The sequence below is a fragment of the Paenibacillus sp. FSL R7-0048 genome (assembly GCF_038004505.1).
Lineage (GTDB): Bacteria > Bacillota > Bacilli > Paenibacillales > Paenibacillaceae > Paenibacillus_AQ > Paenibacillus_AQ odorifer.
Genome location: NZ_JBBORF010000001.1, coordinates 1,713,615 through 1,733,584 on the forward strand (window position 1 = coordinate 1,713,615; position 19,970 = coordinate 1,733,584).

The 19,970-nt window shown below is 44.3% G+C and carries 14 protein-coding genes and 1 pseudogene; 9 read left to right on the forward strand and 6 right to left on the reverse strand.

The genetic code is table 11. The features are described 5' to 3' along the window. Positions 1 to 155 precede the first annotated feature (155 nt). The 4 genes from NSQ91_RS07380 (at position 156) to NSQ91_RS07395 (ending at position 1,911) form a co-directional block, all read left to right on the forward strand. Positions 156 to 425 carry a nucleotidyltransferase domain-containing protein gene (locus NSQ91_RS07380; protein ID WP_340917175.1) on the forward strand — a complete coding sequence of 90 codons (270 nt, stop codon included), beginning with the start codon at positions 156 to 158 and terminating at the stop codon, positions 423 to 425. Beyond that, positions 365 to 1,243: a nucleotidyltransferase domain-containing protein gene (locus tag NSQ91_RS07385; protein WP_340917178.1), complete on the forward strand. Its 879-nt coding sequence runs from the start codon at positions 365 to 367 to the stop codon at positions 1,241 to 1,243. Before NSQ91_RS07380 ends, NSQ91_RS07385 begins: the two co-directional genes overlap by 61 nt. Positions 1,244 to 1,373: 130 nt before the next feature. Next, positions 1,374 to 1,700 (forward strand): DUF6442 family protein, encoded by a 327-nt coding sequence (locus NSQ91_RS07390; protein WP_340917181.1) that lies wholly within the window; start codon positions 1,374 to 1,376, stop codon positions 1,698 to 1,700. 1 nt (position 1,701) lies between these two features. Next, the gene (locus NSQ91_RS07395; protein ID WP_076125269.1) at positions 1,702 to 1,911 is read left to right on the forward strand and encodes a helix-turn-helix transcriptional regulator; all 210 of its coding nucleotides are present in this window, start codon (positions 1,702 to 1,704) and stop codon (positions 1,909 to 1,911) included. A gap of 104 nt (positions 1,912 to 2,015) precedes the next feature. On the opposite strand, the gene NSQ91_RS07400 is transcribed toward NSQ91_RS07395, so the two are convergent. Together NSQ91_RS07400 and NSQ91_RS07405 are read right to left on the reverse strand one after the other, a co-directional pair. Then, positions 2,016 to 4,688, reverse strand: a complete 2,673-nt coding sequence (locus tag NSQ91_RS07400) for a cation-translocating P-type ATPase (protein ID WP_076193472.1) — start codon at positions 4,686 to 4,688, stop codon at positions 2,016 to 2,018. 344 nt (positions 4,689 to 5,032) lie between these two features. Continuing rightward, positions 5,033 to 6,439: pseudogene (locus tag NSQ91_RS07405) on the reverse strand (MFS transporter). A gap of 111 nt (positions 6,440 to 6,550) precedes the next feature. Between NSQ91_RS07405 and NSQ91_RS07410 the strand changes: the two are divergent. The 3 genes from NSQ91_RS07410 (at position 6,551) to NSQ91_RS07420 (ending at position 13,848) form a co-directional block, all read left to right on the forward strand. Further along, the gene (locus NSQ91_RS07410) at positions 6,551 to 7,438 is read left to right on the forward strand and encodes a LysR family transcriptional regulator (protein WP_076305027.1); all 888 of its coding nucleotides are present in this window, start codon (positions 6,551 to 6,553) and stop codon (positions 7,436 to 7,438) included. A 406-nt stretch (positions 7,439 to 7,844) separates the two neighbouring features. Next, positions 7,845 to 12,401, forward strand: coding sequence for an endo-1,4-beta-xylanase (locus NSQ91_RS07415; RefSeq protein ID WP_076305028.1), 4,557 nt, complete (start codon positions 7,845 to 7,847; stop codon positions 12,399 to 12,401). 433 nt (positions 12,402 to 12,834) lie between these two features. Then, positions 12,835 to 13,848 (forward strand): stalk domain-containing protein, encoded by a 1,014-nt coding sequence (locus NSQ91_RS07420; protein ID WP_076305029.1) that lies wholly within the window; start codon positions 12,835 to 12,837, stop codon positions 13,846 to 13,848. Positions 13,849 to 13,939: 91 nt separating this feature from the next. Here NSQ91_RS07420 and NSQ91_RS07425 read toward each other — a convergent pair whose 3' ends face one another. Further along, complete coding sequence (locus tag NSQ91_RS07425) at positions 13,940 to 15,382, reverse strand: DHA2 family efflux MFS transporter permease subunit (RefSeq protein ID WP_254847740.1); 1,443 nt, start codon at positions 15,380 to 15,382, stop codon at positions 13,940 to 13,942. Positions 15,383 to 15,676: 294 nt separating this feature from the next. Between NSQ91_RS07425 and NSQ91_RS07430 the strand changes: the two genes are divergently transcribed. Next, positions 15,677 to 16,258: a TetR/AcrR family transcriptional regulator gene (locus NSQ91_RS07430; protein ID WP_076125257.1), complete on the forward strand. Its 582-nt coding sequence runs from the start codon at positions 15,677 to 15,679 to the stop codon at positions 16,256 to 16,258. A gap of 98 nt (positions 16,259 to 16,356) precedes the next feature. Here NSQ91_RS07430 and NSQ91_RS07435 read toward each other — a convergent pair whose 3' ends face one another. Genes NSQ91_RS07435 through NSQ91_RS07445 form a run of 3 tightly spaced genes read right to left on the reverse strand, consistent with a single transcriptional unit; the run spans position 16,357 to position 19,381 of the window. Further along, on the reverse strand, positions 16,357 to 17,628 hold the full coding sequence (locus NSQ91_RS07435; RefSeq protein WP_143763921.1) for an ABC transporter substrate-binding protein: 1,272 nt from the start codon (positions 17,626 to 17,628) through the stop codon (positions 16,357 to 16,359). A gap of 32 nt (positions 17,629 to 17,660) precedes the next feature. Beyond that, entirely contained in the window at positions 17,661 to 18,500 is an 840-nt protein-coding gene (locus tag NSQ91_RS07440) for a carbohydrate ABC transporter permease (protein WP_036675762.1), read from the reverse strand. After that, a complete protein-coding gene (locus NSQ91_RS07445; RefSeq protein ID WP_076125253.1) occupies positions 18,500 to 19,381 on the reverse strand; it encodes a carbohydrate ABC transporter permease in 882 nt (293 codons plus the stop codon). Before NSQ91_RS07445 ends, NSQ91_RS07440 begins: the two co-directional genes overlap by 1 nt. A gap of 131 nt (positions 19,382 to 19,512) precedes the next feature. On the opposite strand from NSQ91_RS07445, the gene NSQ91_RS07450 reads away from it, so the two are divergent. Then, positions 19,513 to 19,944 (forward strand): hypothetical protein, encoded by a 432-nt coding sequence (locus tag NSQ91_RS07450; RefSeq protein WP_340012106.1) that lies wholly within the window; start codon positions 19,513 to 19,515, stop codon positions 19,942 to 19,944. Positions 19,945 to 19,970 lie beyond the last annotated feature (26 nt).

Sequence of the window (19,970 nt, forward strand, 5' to 3'; positions counted from 1 at the left end):
GCGTTGGAGAGAAGCTAATTATGCTCTTGCCAGCGCGTTTTTTGTTTTCTTTGAAGGAGAGGAAGGGCTTGGTATAGATTTAATATAATTAAAGTTGGAATACCTACTCTAACAACATGCTTATACAATAGAATTAATAAGGTTGGAGAGGGGACATGGATATGGATGCTGTTCTTAAAGAAAAGATCTTAATCAAAAATGAAAAGCTTATTAGCATGGTCATTGAACGGGCTAAGAGAGATTTTTCTGATGATATTGCAATTATTGGGCTTACAGGTTCTTTTAGTACTGGGGATTTTCATGAAAAAAGCGATCTTGATCTAATCATAATTAATAACACAGAGCAGGGCTGGGGAATATCTTCGTGTTTTATTTGGATGATATTGGATACGATCTATATTGTACGCCATGGGAAACAAGGATAGAAGATCAAGCCAATCTCGAGAGTCCAATGATTTCATGTCTGGTGGATTTACAGGTGTTATACTGTGCAAAACCCGAATATTTGGAAAAGCTAAATTTATATAAACAGAGAGCACTCGATGCTCTGGCAATGCCTATAGGGAGAGAATGTATCAGTAGAGCGAAAAAGTGTATAGACATAGCAAAACAGGAATATGCGAATACATTACTTTCTGAAGATATAGGAGCAGTAAGATATGCTTCAAGCGAAGTTTTATACAATTTGTTAAATGCGCTAACTCATTTGAACAATACTTATTTCAAACGGGGAATGAAAAGATATTTGGAGGAAATAGCTACGTACCGTTATGTTCCTGATGATTTTGAAAAGACATATATGGCTGTGATAGAGGCGAAGACTATCGATGAAATCAGAAGTGCAGCATATAAGTCCCTTAGAAACATCAACGATCTATATAATAAAATGTATAAGGATTTTGTAGTGCAGCCAGTCCCAAGCTATGATAATCTTGGCGGAACTTATGAGGAATTATGGTGCAACTACCGCAATAAGATTATAGCAAGTGTAGAATCGGGTGATAGATCGTATGCGTATCTAGCAGCAATGGGCATACAAGGTTTTCTTGATGAAATGACAGAATGGAAGGGAACCAAAAAGTTTGATATCATGCAGTATTTTGATTCTGACCATCTTCAAGTCTTTAAGAATGAGTTTCTGAAGGTCATGGATGAATATCTGGAGGAATACAACAAGGTAGGCAGGAAAGTCGAACGATATAATACTTTCGAGCAATTATATAACGAATATATGAAGGTATAGAAAATAGCTCACTACCAATCTTTGGATTGGAGTGGGCTATTTTTTTGTTTGACAAGAAAACTTGGCGTATTATAATAATGATGACAAGTTTTCTTGTCATCATCTTTTCAATCTGAAAGGAGAAATTTTTATGAAAAAGGAAGAAATATTAGAAAAAAGCCGAAATGAAAAAGGAGACGAAGGAAAAGAATTTGTTTTTGCTAAAGGCAGAAAAAGCAGATTCATTGGAATGTTGATTGTATTTTGCATTCTGAGTGTCTTCAATTTATATAATCATAGTCAGGAAACAAATTTTGCATTAAAAGCTATGATAGCTATGTTTTTTGGATATTTGGGCTTTGAAGGACTTGGAATGTATTCTGTAACTAAGAAGAAGATGGATTTACTCAAATTCATTTTAGAATTAATTATAAGTGTTTATTTTTTGTTTATTTACTTTTATGGAATGAGTGATTAGTATGAGTGAACATTTGGTTTTAAAAAATAAACTGCGCGAAGCAAGAACAGAACAAAAATTATCGCAAGCACAATTGGCAGAAATGGTGGGTGTCTCAAGAAATACTATAAGCTCGATTGAAACCGGACAGTTTAACCCTACTGCAAAATTGGCTTTGATTTTATGTATTGCGTTGGATAAAAAATTCGAAGAATTATTTTATTTTGATTAAAATCAATAGAAGCTTTTCTAGGTTTAACTCTAGATGTCAGAAAAACAGCGATACTCCATCATTGGAGAATCGCTGTTTTGTCTTTTCGGTCGATTATAGCTTACTCAGGAATTTACAGGATTCTGTTCAACAGACTTGGGTGTAAAAGCTCTTCGAACAACCTTCGTTATTTCCATTAGGATGAGGGAGCCGAGGGCTAAGCCTGCTGCAACCAGCCACTCTGACATTCCAAATGAAGCCGGAATCGAGAAGATTTCTCTAACCCCTGGCAGAACTGCAATGCCGTAAAAGGCAAAGCAGACCAGAACGGCTCCGATGACGTATTTGTTGCTGAAAAGCCCAGCTTCAATAGCAGTTTGACTGTTCGAACGGGCGGCAAAGGTCTGCAACGTACGAGACAAGATCAGGGTTGTGAATGCCATAGCTACGCCCATATCAGGCGAATCCTGAAGTCCGATATACAGGGATATGATTACAGCTATACCTATGAGTAGACCACGAGTGACAATGGCCTGCATCATTCCTCCTGCGAATATTCCTTCCTTGAGCTCTCTTGGTTTTCTGTTCATCACATTAGGTTCAGGTTTTTCCATCCCAAGAGCAATGGCGGGCAGAGAATCATTCGCCAGATTGATGAATAGAAGCTGAATCGCTGTGAAAGGATTAATCCAGTTGAAAATAAGGGCAAAGAGGATGGCGATAATTGCACCCAGGTTACCTGAGAACAAATAGGCGATCGCTTTTTTGATATTGTCAAATACCGTTCTGCCCACAGATACAGCATTGACAATAGATACAAAATTATCATCGGTCAAAATCATGGCAGCCGCATCTTTGGCAACATCGGTTCCACTGCCCATGGCAACTCCGATATCTGCTTGTTTCAAAGCAGGCGCGTCATTTACACCATCACCGGTCATGGCTGTTATTTTGCCTTTCCGCTGCCACGCGCGGACAATTCTGATCTTGTTCTCCGGGGAGACACGGGCGTACACACCAATCTGTTCGAGTTTTTGATCAAGTTCCTCGTCAGACATGGCATCGAGTTCTTGGCCGGTTACGGCAATTTCATTTTCAGTCATCAGACCGATATCGCGGCCGATCGCTTGTGCGGTTGTCTTATGATCACCGGTAATCATGATGGTTCGGATGCCAGCCTTCTGAGACTCTGCGATCGCGCCGTAGACAGCATCCCGAGGTGGATCAATCATAGCTGTCAAACCTACGAGCACCAGATTTTGTTCATCCTCTAATCCTACTTCAGTAACCGTATTTGGTACGGTTTTGTAGGCATAGGCAAGTACACGTAGTGCTCTGCTGGAGAACTCCTCATTGGCTTCGAAGAAGCGTTCAAGAACTTCTGGTGTCATCGGCACTTCTTTTCCACTTAACAGTACATGCGAGCATAGACCAAAGAGCACATCGGGCCCGCCTTTAGTAATCATTGCTTTTTGCCCGTTAAAAGTATGCAAGGTCGTCATCAGCTTGCGATCCGAGTCAAAAGGTAGCTCGGCTTCGCGCGGGAAATTATCGCGTATTTCCTTATAATCTTTATTCTTGCTGTTGCTGAAGGCAATAAGCGCTACCTCTGTAGGATCACCCAGCTCTTTACCATCCTCATTAATGTTAGAGTCGTTGCAGAGCACAGCAATATGCAGGAGCCGCCGGGCTTCTTCAGACCATTCTTCAGGCGCTTGATTGAATTGATCACGGTCCCCTTCTGGCAAAAAGTAATCTACAACAGTCATTTTATTCTGGGTGAGGGTACCGGTTTTATCTGTACAGATGACACTGGTTGACCCAAGGGCTTCGACAGCGGGCAGCTTACGAATAATCGCATGTTGCTTAGCCATCTTATTAGTACCTACGGATAGGACAATGGTTACTATTGAGGAAAGAGCTTCGGGAATCGCAGCAACCGCCACAGCGACTGCAAACATTAACGCATTCAGGATAGCTTCTGTTGTATCCACAGTATCATTCGACAACCAAACACGTCCGGCCTGGATGGCAAAGATTACAATGGACAGGAGTATAATTGCTACCCCCAGCTGCTTGCTGAATGTTTCCAGCTTGCGCTGCAGCGGCGTTTGCTTGGCTTCGGCGCTTTCAATGAGTTCAGCAATTTTTCCGATCTCGGTAGTGAGTGCAGTTCCCGTTACTACCAGGGTTCCGCGGCCATATACAACTAGTGAACCGCTGAACGCCATATTACGCCGGTCTCCAAGCGGAGATTCTTTCGCGATGATATTCGTATGCTTTTCCACAGCTTCGGATTCTCCGGTTAGCATACCCTCATTTATTTTTAAGCTTTCCGATTCTATAATCCGGCCATCGGCGGGTACGAAATCGCCGGCTTCCAGCCATACGATATCACCGCGTACAAGTTCCCTTGCCGGGACGGTTTTTAATTCTCCATCACGCAGCACTTTGGCCTCGGGTGCTGACATCTGCTGCAAGGCATCAAGTGAACTCTCCGCTTTACGGGTCTGGATGACACTTATAACTGCATTGAGAATCAACACGAGGAATATAATAAGCGACTCCATAACTTGTCCCATAACAATCTGGACAATGGCCGCTATAAGCAGTACGACTACCATAGGGTCTTTGAAGTTTTCAAGAAAAAGCTTCCAAACAGGATCTTTTTTCTTTCCTTTTAATTCGTTAAAACCATAGTCTTTCAGACGTTTGTCGACTTCTGCCGAAGTAAGCCCGTTAGCTGAACTCTGAACATCCTGTAAACTGTCGGCTACATTGTTGCGGTAATATTCCACTAATGATAGCTCCTCTCTGCTGTGCTGTGTCTTTGTTCTTAAAAATTACGGTTCAACCCGGGACAAGTTTCAAAATATCGAGCTGCCGAAACTGTTTTCACATTATAAATGTGTCTTTTGAGCTTGAAATTGGACGGAAAAATATATGTAAATCTGGTTTCTTCATTATGTTTTTGGCTCACCGAGCACAAGTTTACTATGGGCGCTTTATTTATTATCCTATTTATGAATCGAGTTTATCCCCACCTTGAAGAGTTAAATAAAACTCATAAAGAGCTGAGGCTACGCATTAAAATAACAAAACAAGACCCGTCTGATGACAGGTCTTATTTGTCTGCACTTTCCTATTTGTTAGCGCCCGAATTAGCCGATTCCTGCAATTGCCCTGACTCCCGGTGCTTCCGACTCATGAATACCAAAGACAATGCAATTACCGTGAGGATAACCCCAAGGACTTGAAATCCCTCGAAGCTAAACTTACCTCCCATTATGATACCTATTAACAATGAAGAGAGAATGGTTCCCAGGTATCTCGATGTATTAAATAATCCGGAGGCTACACCGATTATTTCTTATGGAGAACTTTGGAACAAGGCTGCTTGCAGGCCGACATTGTTCAATCCGTTGCTAATACCGAATGCAGCTAAAGCCACACATACACTGATAACTGGTGAAGTCTGATTTAAGGTCACAAGCCACACTGATCCCAATGTCATCAGGACCCCGGATACTAGCAATGCTGGCCGGGGTCCTGATCTATCGATCCAGCGTCCTGCTATTGGAGCAGTAATCAGTGAGCATAATCCCAGCGTTAGCATGAGAATTCCTGTTTGGAATTCACTGACATGACGTACCATTTGCAAGTAGGATGGGATCCCGAAAAAGAGTGAGTAAAAAAGTACATTAACGAGCATGAATTCAACATTAACCCAAGTCATTGCCGGGTATTTGGCAAATGTACGTAAAGGAATAAAGGGTGATGCCGCTGTTAGCTCATGCCGGACGAATACTCCTAGCAGAACGAGTCCTGTTAGCAAGGTAATGACATGTATTAATGAGATATGTCCGGATGATTTTGCTGAAAGCAATCCAAGGAGCACGGCAATCAGCCCCACAGTGAAGAGCAGGATTCCTGACGCATCAATCAAATCAAACCATTTGCGCAGGGACATTCCCCGGGTAACGGTTGTTGACGGTTCGTCCTTGGGGATATACTTCCAAGATAATAAAAAGCTAGCGACCACGAATGGAATATTGACGAAAAAGATAGCTGGCCAGTCCCACCAGTGAATAATAACCCCGCCAATAAAGGGACCAATTGCTGCCGCGCCGGATAGGAAGATGGATAAAACAGATAGTGCGGTCGCTTGTTTCTCCGTAATATGAATCCGCACAATGGCCATTCCAACGGCAACCATCATGCTAGTTCCAATGGCTTGCACAATACGGAACACGATGAGACAGCCAAAGTTTGGGGAGAAAGGAGCTAATAAGCCTGCAATGAAGGATACGACAAGCCCGGTAAGAAATATTTTCCTCCGGCCGAATAAATCGCTGGCCTTTCCCATGACAGGTTGAGCGATGCTACTTGCAATGTAAAAAGAAAAAATAATCCAGGAAACACCTGTATAGTCAAGCTGGAATACATTTTGCAGCCTCGGAATAGCCACAGACACCATCGAAGAATTTAAAGGGTTCAATAAAATCCCCAGACCTACTGAAATCATTAACCACCTGTTGCGAACACTCATTTTAAATCCCCCTAAAGCTTATTAATGTCATCGTACTTGAAATCGATTATTCATTCCAACGCATTTTATGTTATGATCTCATTGACTTGAGGGAATGAACGGAGGTGCGAATTGGAACTTTTGCAACTGCAATATTTTCTCGCGGTAGCTCGGTTGGAACATATGACTGAAGCTGCACGAAATCTACACGTTACTCAATCTTCACTAAGCAAAACGATTCAGCGTTTGGAGGAGGATCTGGGGGTACCTTTATTCGATCGGGTAGGAAGAAAGCTGCGACTGAATGAGTCCGGAAGCCGGTTCCTTCGCCGAGCTGAAAGGGCATTGTTTGAATTGGAGCAGGGAAAACAGGAGCTTAGCGATTTATCCAGTCCTGAACATGGCACACTCGAATTAGCGGTGACGACGGCAAGCACATTACCCAATATCCTGCGAGAGTTTCGGAAAAAGCGGCCTGATATTCAATACCATGTGCAAATGCTAACCACGCAGGAAATGGTTACACTTCTTAATAGAGGAGAAGTTGATTATTGCTTATCCTCACCTCCAATAAAAGGGGATGACATCGAATGTCAAATCGTCTTTATCGATCCAATTCTTGTGGCTGTTCCAAAGGGGCATCGGCTGGCCAATCGAAGCAGCGTAACTTTGAAAGAGCTAAGGGATGAGTGGTTTGTTGGGGTAAAGAGTGGCTATGGTACTCGCGATTTAATAGACTCTGTATGCAAATCAGTTGGATTTGTGCCTAAATATGTGTATGAGGGAGATGAACCCGCAAGGCTTAGCACTCTTGTGGAAGCTGAAATTGGTTTAGCTTTCATACCAAGCACGGCACGGAATTCACGGGAAGATATCCAATACCTCCAAGTAGAGAATCACGAATTGGAAAGGGAGATAGCTTTATTGTGGCACAGGAGCCGGTACATTTCTCAGGCCGCTTTGGAATTTCGGGAGGTAGTTGTAGAATATTTTGGAGCGTTATCCAAACAGACCATTTAATTATGCGGCAGAACAACTAACAAACCAATTCCCCGTTACCTTCCGTTACGTTCAACGGTCCGTAAGTGGGGTTTTCTTTTTGGGTTAAATTTGTAGAATCTTTAATCATACCTATGTTTTCCTATAATTATGGGGGGTAACACCTTTAATATTAGCGTAGTAGTGCGTAGTAGCGAGGCTGTAAAATAGTGTGAGTAGACATGAAAGCGTTTACATATAAGGAGGGGATCTGTAAGTAAAAAGATTCATTTGTGATGATGTTCTACTGCTCTTCGGGATGATTGTACCACTGTTGAAATTAAGGATTTAGCAGGTAAGGAAATTAGCGTGGGAATATAGGGCTGGTGCTAATAAGGTAGGTCATTAACTGATTTTTATGAAAATCACTAGAGGAGGAATGCATTAAATGAGTAGAATGCTTAAACAAGTAATCTCGATCTTACTCGCAGCTGCCTTGCTTATTCCGACAAGCTGGATCGCTCCGGTTACTGAAGCTGCGGCGCAGGATACGACAGTATCATCAGATAGGGTAACGGTATATCATGAAACTTTTGCGAGTGGCAAGGGGATTGCAGCTCAAGCAGGCAGTGCTAGCCTTACACCTGTGAATGATAAAGTTTTTACTGGCAATGCTGACGGCGCAGCTTTATATGTAAGCAACAGAGCGAATAACTGGGACGCGGCTGATTTTAAATTCAGCGATATGGGCCTAGAGAACAGCAAAACCTACACGGTGACTGCAACCGTTTATGTGGATGCTAATGCTACTATACCTAGCGGTGCCCAAGCTTATCTTCAAGCGATAGGCAGCTATGCCCTTTTGGCAAATGTGAATTATGAAGCAGGCAAAGCAATCACCTTGACGAAAGAATTTACCGTGGATACGGACAAAGATACGACACTGCGCGTTCAATCCAACGATGACGGGAAAACGGTTCCGTTCTACATTGGTGAGCTTCTCATTACAGCAAAAAAAGCAGTGACGGAAACGGATAAAGAAATCTATCACGAAACTTTTGTGAGTGGCAAAGGTTTAGCCTCACAATCAGGCAGCGCTAACCTAACCCCTGTCACCGGAAAGGTTTTTGCGGGCAATGCTGACGGGGCAGCTTTATATGTAAGCAATAGAGCGAATAACTGGGACGCGGCTGATTTTAAATTCAGCGACATGGGCCTAGAGAACGGCAAAACCTACACGGTAACTGCATCCGTTTATGTAGACGCTGATGTGATTGTACCCAGCGGTGCCCAAGCTTATCTTCAAGCGATAGGCAGCTACGCTCTTTTGGCAAATGCGAATTATGAAGCAGGCCAAGCGGTCATATTGACGAAAGAATTTACCGTGGATACGGACAAAGATACGACACTGCGCGTTCAATCCAATGATGACGGGAAAACGGTTCCGTTCTACATTGGGGATGTACTGGTCACAGAAAAGGTGGCTACCGTAGAGCCAACTCCAACACCAGAAACACCTAGAGACCCAGCTTTACCTTTTGCCACTGTTACTTTTGAGGATCAAACGGCAGGTGGTTTTGAAGGCAGGGCAGGTACAGAAACGCTTACGGTTACTAATGAAGCGAACCATACGGATGATGGTTCATACGCTTTGAAGGTTGAGGGAAGAACCAGTACATGGCATGGGCCGACATTACGTGTGGAGAAGTATGTGGACAAAGGCTACGAATATAAAATTTCGTTATGGGTCAAGCTGATCCAGCCTGCAAGCTCGCAGCTCCAGCTGTCCACGCAGGTTGGCAATGGCAGCAGCGCCAATTATGTGCAGCTCGCACCTAAAACCATCAGTGCAAGCGATGGCTGGATTCAGTTTGAGGGATCCTACCGTTATAACAATGTAAGCAGTGAGTATTTGACCATTTATGTGGAAAGCTCCAGTAATAGCACGGCCTCTTTTTATATTGATGATATTAATTTTGAAAAGGTAGGCTCTGGCCCGGTAGATATCGAAAAAGATCTTATACCGATTAAGGATGCTTATCAGAATGATTTTCTGATCGGAAATGCGATAACCGCTGAGGATCTGGAAGGTGTCAGACTTGAGCTTTTGAAAATGCATCACAATGTTGCTACGGCAGGTAATGCCATGAAGCCGGACGCGTTGCAGCCTACTAAGGACAACTTCACGTTTACCGCGGCAGATACAATTGTAGATAAAGTACTGGCTGAGGGCATGCAGATGCATGGACATGTGTTGGTATGGCATCAACAATCGCCTGCATGGCTGAATACAACAACAGACGCAGCTAACAACACAATCCCCTTGGGACGGGATGAAGCTCTTGTGAATTTGCAGACCCATATCCAAACCGTTATGGAGCATTTTGGTGACAAGGTGATCTCTTGGGATGTTGTAAACGAGGCGATGAGCGATAATCCATCCAACCCAACAGATTGGAAAACAGCGCTGCGATCCGCCCCATGGAAAAGTGCCATTGGAGCAGATTACGTAGAGCAAGCCTTCCTGGCGGCAAGAGAAGTATTGGACGCGCATCCAGATTGGGATATTAAGCTCTATTACAACGATTATAACGAAGATAATCAGAATAAAGCGCAAGCCATCTACAGTATGGTCAAAGAAATCAATGATAGGTACGCGCTGACTCACCCTGGCAAATTGCTTATCGACGGTGTTGGCATGCAGGGGCACTACAGCATTAATACGAACCCAGAGAATGTGAAGCTTTCCTTGGAAAAGTTCATTTCCTTGGGTGTCGAAGTAAGCATAACTGAGCTGGACATTCAGGCCGGAACCAACTATCAGCTCTCTGAAAAGCTTGCTAATGCGCAGGGCTATCTATATGCGCAGTTGTTAAATATCTTCAGGGATCACGCTGATTCTATCAAACGTGTTACCTTCTGGGGAATGGATGATAACACAAGCTGGAGAGCTTCATCCAATCCGTTGTTATTCGATAAAAATCTGCAAGCCAAGCCAGCTTACTATGGCGTTATCGATCCTGATACCTTCATTGAAGAGCATGAGCCTGAAACAGTAGAAGCCAATCAATCTACCGCTAAATTTGCTGCACCTGTTATAGACGGAACAGTTGACGAGATCTGGAGCCAGACCGCTGAGATTCCGGTCAATCGGTATCAAACCGCTTGGCAAGGAGCGAGTGGAGTGGCAAAAGCACTCTGGGATGATCAAAATTTATATGTCCTGATCCAGGTGAGTGATACACAGCTTGATAAGAGCAGTGTGAATGCACATGAACAGGATTCGGTCGAAATCTTCGTGGACCAAAATAATGGGAAAACGACGTTCTATCAAGATGATGACGGCCAGTACAGAATCAATTTTGACAACGAAGCTTCATTTAATCCTGCAAGTATCGCAGCCGGCTTTGAATCGGCAACCCAGATTTCCGGAACCAACTATACGGTTGAAGTGAAGATTCCACTTCAAGGGATCACTCCGGACAACGATAAAAAGCTTGGTTTCGATGTACAGATCAACGACGCTAAAGAGGGCTCACGTCAAAGTGTCGCGGCGTGGAACGATACGAGCGGAACTGGATATATGGACACATCCGTTTATGGTGTGCTTACTCTAAAGGGTAAATCTACGGGTCCGGAACCCACTCCAACGCCGACAACAGCACCGACACCGACACCAACGAGCCCAACCGATCCAACCGATCCAACAAACTCAACGGAACCATCGGCAACCCCGACATCTGTTCCAACAGCGACGCCAGCACCAACAAATGCACCAACGGGTAGCAGTAACTCGGGTAATGTAGTATCAACTCCACAGCCTGGAGCCATTACAAACAAAGATGGTGTTGTTACGATTAAACTGGAGGTAAAGTCCGACAACGGGCGTGCTATAGGTACCATCTCCAGCGACAACATGAAAAAAGCGCTTGAGCAGGCTACTGTAGCGGCAAACGGCAAGAAACAAATTATCATTGAAGTGCCAAAGCAAACGGACGGGAAAGGGTATGATATACAATTACCGACCCAAAGCCTAACGGGGAAAGAAAACTTTGAACTATGGCTTAAGACGGAAAATGCCACAATTCAAATTCCAAGCAATATGCTGTCTAACGTAACAGACAATGCTGAGCAAGTATCTATACGAATAAGTAAAGTCACCACGGACAGCTTGGAAGCAGCTACCTGCAATATGATTGGCAACCGTCCAATTATCGGTCTAAGCGTAATAGCAGGTGACAAAGTTATTCCTTGGAATAACCCTAAAGCACCTGTAACGGTAGCCATTCCTTACGTGCCGACAGCGGAGGAGCTAAGTCATCCAGAGCTTATAGTCGTTTGGTACATCGATGGCAAAGGCAACGTACTGCCGGTTCCGAGCAGCCGATATGATGCTGCAACCCAAACGGTTGTCTTTCAAACAACCCACTTCAGCACTTATGCAGTAACCTTCGTAAAGAAAAACTTCGGAGATATGCAGAATCTGTCTTGGGCCAAACAAGCTATAGACGTTATGGCGGCTCGCGATATCATTAAAGGAACGTCCACGAACAGCTTTTCACCTGCAGATTCAATCAAACGAGCGGATTTCATTGCTCTCCTCGTAAGAGCGCTTGAACTGAAGGGAACGGGCAAAAGTGCAATAATGTTCAACGATGTCCAAAAGACGGACTATTATTATGATGAACTGGTCATCGCGAAGGAATTGGGAATTGCTACAGGTTTTAAAGAGGATACGTTTAGACCCAATAGCGATATCTCCAGACAAGATATGATGGTGCTGACAGCACGCGCGCTGGCGGCAGCCGGTAAGCAAGTTAAGGCGAGCGGCGTTGTAGCTGCTGCTTATCTTGATGAAGCAAGTATTTCCAGCTACGCAAAAGACAGCGCATCATTGTTGATCCAATCCGGAGTCGTAAACGGAAAGAATAATAGAATTGCGCCGAACGATACGCTTACCCGTGCTGAAGCGGCAGTCATTCTGTACCGTATCTGGAAGCTGTAGTCCCGGCATCACAGAAAAAAAGTCTGAATTGTCTCAAGGTCATATTTAGTCTGAAGAGTGGAAATACGTGTGCAACCATCCCTTGCATTCTTCTGTATTAAGCATCGCTGCTCACCTCCTTGCGGAGAGGGGCAGCGATTTTTTTGTGTATGTTCCGTTGAGTTGGAGATGAAAAGGGAAAAAATGTCACGAAAAGAAAGTCTATCTTTTTTCAAATATTATCAGACTCTAGCAACAAGGTCATAGTTATTAAGGCTTACCAGAATATCGACCATTTTGAGGGGGAATTTGGCGTTGGAGAATGGAAATGTGTCTTTTTTAAGTATTCACAAATAAAGAACGAATATCCTATCATACCAATATTTACAAAATTCGATATAAAGTGATATAATTTTCGAGATTCATATACATAAACATGAAAGAAGAGTGTAAGATGCTAAAGGTAACAAGCAAAAAAGTCATGTCAATTATTACAGTTAGTTCAATGCTGTTGGCTGTGGGTGCAGTCGCTTACGCAGACACGACATTGAAGAAGATTTCCGCATATCAGAACGCGGCCATCAGCATTGAAGTGGATAATCAGAAAGTGAACCTGTCAAGTAGTGAAGGAACAATGTACCCAATTATCTATGAGGGACATAGCTATGTATCCGCCAAGGCTGTATCTGAAGCACTGGGGGCAACCGTGAAATGGGATAACAGTCGTCAAGCTGTTGTGATCACATCGGCGAACGGCGGAACATCAACATCCGTTGTCCCGGATAAGGACAATACTGTTGCACAAGCTACTGCGAAGCCTGCAACCGTATCTACTCCACCTGCAACTGAGTCCACTCCGCAAGCAACACCAAAGCCTGCTGCATCATCTTCCGCTACAACTTCCAGTAACAGCGGCGCTTCGTTTGCAGATGCAGTGAAGTTGGGTACTTCTTTTACTTATACGGACCTTGATAACTATTATAGCCCTAAGGGTGATTCAACATCTGCTCAATATACTTTCACTATCAATAAGGTTACGTCGACTACTCTCGGACAATTAAAAGCTCTTGGGTTTGAAGAACATGTCACTGATCCCGATGTAGCTGTAGATTATGTCCTGCTTGATGTAACGCTTAAGGTGAAGAACGCCAGTCTTGTAAAAGGTAGTCAGGGCCAAGGGTGGAAGTTCCTTTCAAGTTTTACACCTACCATTTGGGGAGCAGAAACTTCCAGTGGACAATACTATATTGGTGGCTCTAGTGATTATTTTGAGGGATCTCTCGGAGAAAATATCGAAAAGCTGTTGGCTGATTTTCCTGAAGTCACCCCAAGTAAACCGGGTTCTTTTGAAGCTTCGGGTAAAGTTATTCTGCCAATAATCAAAGGCAAGGAGAACAGCCTTGTTCTTCGTAGAAACGATAGTAAGCTTGAGTCCGACAAAACGTCCATCTATTTCAAACTGAAATAGTTATGCAAGTTAGCAGAAAAAGAGATCAACGATGTTATTCATCGTTGATCTCTTTTTTTATGAGGCTTACACAGTGCTGATAACTTTTATATCAAGCTTCTTTGGCAATGATTTTTTTGAGCTTCACCTTGGGTTCTTGCTCAGGGTCAGGCGCTTGCCCAACACGTTTAATAAAGAAAGATAGCAGCAGACCGAGGATACCAATTCCCACAATCACTAGATAGGAATCATTGATCCCTTGAATGGATGCTTCCATAATCATATGTTCCTGTGTTCCGTTCTGTGTACTGCCAGAGGCCAGCATATCCTTCATATGCGTTGTAGTACGGCTTGTCATTACGGTGACGAGCAGGGAAGTCCCAACGGCGCCAGCTACTTGTCGAATGGTATTCGAAATCGCTGTACCATGCGCACTAAGCTTGGCGGGGAGTTGATTTAGACCCAGAGTTTGTATAGGCATGAGGAGCAAAGCCATACCGATCCGGCGGCCTGTTGACATGTATACCAGATACATGTAGCTGGTTGAGTCTGTTAAATTTACAAAGCTTAGAGTCGTTGCAATTGTAATCAGAAGACCGATAATAGCGAGCCATTTTGCCCCGAACCGGTCGAACAGCTTGCCGGTTACCGGCATCAACAATCCCATTACGAGTGCACCAGGAAGTAGCAACAAGCCGGACTCCATCGCTGTAAAACCGCGGGCATTCTGCAGGTACAAAGGTAGCAGCATCATATCCGCATACATCACGATTGTAACTGCGATACTGATGACAGTTGTTAAGGAGAACATATTGTATTTAAAGGCCCGGAGATCAAGCAGTGGATTTTGGGAAGCCAACTGTCTCCAAGTAAACAAGCCAAGGGAAAGCACACCTGCTGCTAAAGACAATAACACTTCTGCGCTCGACCAACCCGCACTGGCAGCGCGGCTGAAGCCATACAGCAAGGTTCCAAAACCGATGGTAGAAAGAGTTACGCTAACAATGTCCAACTTGGGAAAGATGCGTTCCGATACATTTTTTAAATAAATAAATCCGCATATGATTACAATGACGGTCAAAGGAATCATGCCATAAAACATAATCTCCCAAGAATAATGTTCCAAAATATATCCAGCCAGAGTAGGTCCAATCGCAGGTGCGAAAATAATGGCCAACCCTACCATCCCCATAGCAGCCCCTCTCTTTTCAGGAGGGAACAGGGTCAAGATGACATTCGTGAGCAGTGGCATGATAATCCCGGCACCAGCTGCCTGAATCATACGCCCGGTCAACAGAACAGGGAAGTTTGTCGCGACGGCCGATACGATCGTTCCAGCCAAAAATATAAACATAGAAGCTTGAAAAAGCTCTCGCGTCGTAAATCGTTGCATTAGATAAGCTGTAATCGGAATTAGAACACCATTAACCAGCATATACCCCGTTGTCAGCCACTGAGCTGTAGCCGCTGAGATATTAAAATCATGCATTAACTCCGGAACGGCAACGCTCATTACCGTTTGATTCAGTGTTGCAAGAAAGGCGCCCAAAATCATAATGAATAAGATGGGGCCCTTTTTCACGGAACTGCTTGTTACTTCTCTCTTTGTACTCACTCCACTCCATCCTTTCAACTCGTCGATCATGGACTAAATTTACAGTGTGTTGTATAGTTTACAATGCATGAATTAGATTATAAATGAAATTTTCATGTAATCAAGCAACAATTTGCGAAAAAATGTAAAGTATTTTACATTCTTTGTGAAAATGTAGTTTTTTCTTTTTAAAAAACAACAATTATCTAAAATATGTAGCTTACAATATGAAAGTAAAAGATTGGAGAGTAGAAGATGAATAACACAACGCAACGTACAGATCCCCGGGTACTTCGGACACGTCAATTGCTTAGAGATGCTGTAATTGAATTGCTTGAGGAAATGGATATTGAGAAAATATCCGTAAACCGTATTGCAGAGCGGGCTAAAATCAATCGTGTTACTTTTTATCTGCACTACCGGGATCTCCCGGATATGTTAGAAAAGATGGCGGATGAGATGGTGGAGGACATTCTACAAGTGGTGAACAACGATGGCAACCATGATGAATCGGTTGATGAAGAGAATCTGAGAATATTAGAGAGTCTACTTAAGCATATTGCGGAAAATGCAAAATTCTACAAAGTCATACTCACATCGAAACGAAGCCCGATTTTTACAGATCGCCTGTTTAATTTGATGGCGGAAATCATTTCTGCACACCAGAAGAAAAAGGAGGGGGCCGTTGATCATTCAAAGGTACCGATACAAAAGGACATTGCCGTTTGGTACGGTTCAGCAGCTCTAATTGGCACGGTTATTTCTTGGCTCCGAGATGACATGCCCTATACGCCTGTGTATCTTGCCAGACAAATTAGCATGCTGCGTGCGAACTAGCAACGGGTTCCGACTAATGAACGGAGAGGAATTAAATGAACAAGCGCAAACAGCCACGCATCGTTGCGCGGCTGTTTGTTGTATCTAGAGCAGGTAAATCACTGCACACTGAGATTATCCCAGTTGATTTGGAATTCCTTCAACATCCCTTCTTTGGTCAGCTTACCGCCGAGATACCCTTGAATGCTGCTGGATAATTCCTGTGGCATCCCGTTCGGCAGGCGGGTCCAGTTCCAAGTCAGCGCTTGATCTTTATCGGTATAAGCCAGCACCTCAGCACCTAGTGCTCCAAGATCTTCTTCGGTTCCCTTAATGTTGTCGAGCGCAGGGATGAATTGGAATTCCTTAGTGATATATTTTTTTCCGGTCTCGGAGGTGACGAGCCAATTCAGGAAGACCTTGGCCTCCTCCTTAACGGGAGAGTTTTTATTGATAACCCAATTGCTGGGTACGCCTACATAAAGCTTGTCGTTGTCTTCGGGAGTGTCGTCAATGGGCATGGGCAGGATGCCAAGGTTTAGATTGGGATCGATGCCGTCGATCTGCCCTTGTGTCCAGTTACCCTGCTGCATCATCGCAGCTTCGCCGCTCGCTAGCATAGTGACTTGTGTATTATAGTCGGTTGAGAGCGGGTTCTTATTGCCGTACTCAACAGTAAGGTCAAGTAGATCGATCCACTTGGAGAAAATAGGGTCTCCGGCGAAGGTTTTGGAACCGTCTGTAAGTCCGGCGATGAATGCCTCTGGATCAGGCTGCTGGGCGAAAGGCACGTTTACATTATGATTGCCAAGCACGAACCATTCTTGGTAACCATTCGCAAAAGGTGTGATGCCTGCCGCTTTTAACTTCTCGGAGGCTTCGCGTAGAGCGGTTAGCGTCAATGGCTTCTCAGTGATTCCGGCTTTTTTAAATAGATCCTTATTATAGATAAAGCCGTATCCTTCCAGATTCATCGGCATCCCATACAGCTTGCCATCTATAGTCATTTGTTCTGCTGCGAGTGGCTTTACATCCTTGGCCCAAGCTTCGCCGCTCAGATCCTCCAGATATTCCAGCCACATATCACGTTCATTGTTGCCGCCGATGGTAAAGATATCCGGTTCATCTCCGGAAGAGAATTTGGCACGCAACGAGGCGCCATAATCGGTCCCGCCACCCACGCTTTGCACCTCAAGCTTAATATCGGGATGTTCTTTCTCGAATTCGGTCTTGAGCGAAGCCAGCGCTTCAGATATTTCAACCTTGAACTGGTAGATGTGTACGGTTTTGACTCCATCTGCATTGTCGCTGCTGCGTCCGCAACCGGCTGTCAGGGCAGCCAGCAGCAGGGAGCATGCGAGGAGAATTCCACGTTTTGTTCTCATATTCATTCATCCTCTCTGGCTGAAAGCAACATGTATCATTAGCCCTTCACGGAGCCCTGGGCAATGCCTTCAATAATATATTTTTGCATCACTAGGAAAAAGATGACCACCGGCGTAATCCCGAGTACAAGTCCTGGAAGCGCCAAATCCCACTGCTTCGTATATTGTCCGAAAAAGCTATAAGTGGCAATAGGGATGGTGCGAAGCACCGGATCCTGCAGAATAAGCGATGGCATCAAGTAATCATTCCAGATCCACAGGGTATTCAGTATGATGACGGTGACGATAATCGGCTGCATAAGCGGAAGTACAATCCGGAAAAAGGTACCATAAGGACTGCTGCCATCTACTCTTGAGGCCTCCTCGATATCGAGAGGTACCGATTTAACGAAGCCGTGGAATAGAAAAACAGTCATCGGGGCGCCAAACCCAAGATATGCTAAAATCAAACCGGCGGTTGAATCCATGACGCCCAAACCGCTGACGACCTGCACCAGCGGGATCATGATAGATTGAAATGGGATAACCATGGCGGCTACTAATGCAATATAGAGCACACGGTTATACAAGCTGTTGTTGCGGACCATTTTGTAAGCGCACATAGAGCAGAGGAACGCTAGCAGAATATTACTAATCACCGTGATGATAAAAGAGTTCAGGAAGGCGCGAGGGAAATTGGTAGCTTTCCAAGCTTCCGCGTAGTTGCTCCACTGGAGTGCGGAAGGCAGCGCAGCAGAGTCAGAAAGTATTTCACTATAGCTTTTCACTGAGTTAGCCAGTAAAAAGTAAAAGGGCACTAAAAATAGAAGTCCCAGCAGGATTACAATCACTTCGATGAGAAGCAGGGGGACATTAAATTTCTTGGCGGTAGTCTCCATTACAGCTCCACCTCTCTTTTCTTGGTTGCTCTAACCTGTAGTAGGGAGATCACGGCCACGATGACGAAGAAAACCATCGCTTTAGCCGAGCCCATTCCGAACCGGCTGATGGTATAGGCTTCATTGTAAATATTCAAGGCTACAGATTCGGTAGCTTTAAAGGGTCCACCTTTGGTCAGCGACAGGTTGAGGTCAAACAGCTTAAAGGACCAGGAGATAGATAGAAATAGACAAACAGTTACAGCAGGCATGACCAGTGGAAGAGTGACATGGCGCAAGGCCTGAAAACGTCCGGCTCCATCCACTTTGGACGCTTCAATTAGGCTTTGGGGAACATTGTTGATAGCAGAGATGTAGATCACCATCAGATATCCCGCATTTTGCCAGACAAATACGATAACAATCGCCCAGAATGCTGTTCCTCCGGTGCCTAGCCAGGGAAGATTAAAGAAGGACCAGCCGGTGGCCTGCCCGATAGAGGAGAATCCTCTGACAAAAATAAACTGCCAAATAAACCCGAGCAAAAGTCCGCCAATCACATGCGGTACAAAAAATACAGTTCTCAGGACATTACGTGTGAACAGTTTGCGCGTCAGCACATAAGCGAGTGCGAAGCCAAGCAGATTGGTCAGCACTAGACCGAAGAAAGTGAACTTCGCCGTGAACCAGAATGAATTAAGAAAGGAAGGATCCTTGGTGAAAATATGTAGATAGTTCCGTAGTCCGGTCCACTCGACATGCCGCGAGATTCCGTTCCAGCTGGTAAATGAATAATAGAGTCCCAAAAAGAAAGGAATCAGCACAATAATAAAGAAAAACAAGGAAGTTGGCCCGACAAAAATAAACTGCTGCATCAGGCGTGATCTTTTTCTATGGTCCATCGTTCCTCACCCCTTTTGTTAATTTAAACTTTTCATTCTATAACCGAATTGGTGATTAACCGAAACAAAAAGTAATATTACTAACCGAGTATTCTTAACCAGTTGCGGCATCGGGAGAGGCCACAAAGCCTTTGATAACGCCGAAAGTGTGCGATTTGGAGAAAAGAGAGGCCACAAAGCCTTTGATAACGCCGAAAGTGTGCGATTTGGAGAAAAGAGAGGCAAAAATGCCCATGATAGCGCCGAAAGTGTGCGGTTTGGAGAAAAGAGAGGCAAAAATGCCCTTGATAGCGCCGAAAGTGTGCGATTTGGAGGAAAGAGAGGCAAAAATGCCTTTGATAGCGCCGAAAGTGTGCGATTTGGAGGAAAGAGAGGCAAAAATGCCTTTGATAGCGCCGAAAGTGTGCGATTTGGAAGAAAGAGAGGCAAAAATGCCTTTGATAGCGCCGAAAGTGTGCGATTTGGAGAAAAGAGAGGTAAAAATGCCTTTGATAGCGCCGAAGTCGGCTGAGCTTTCTCTGGATAATTTTCATTGGCCCGGAGCGATTTCTTTACGGGCTTGACAGCCTTTTCAAAGAATCGGTATGGT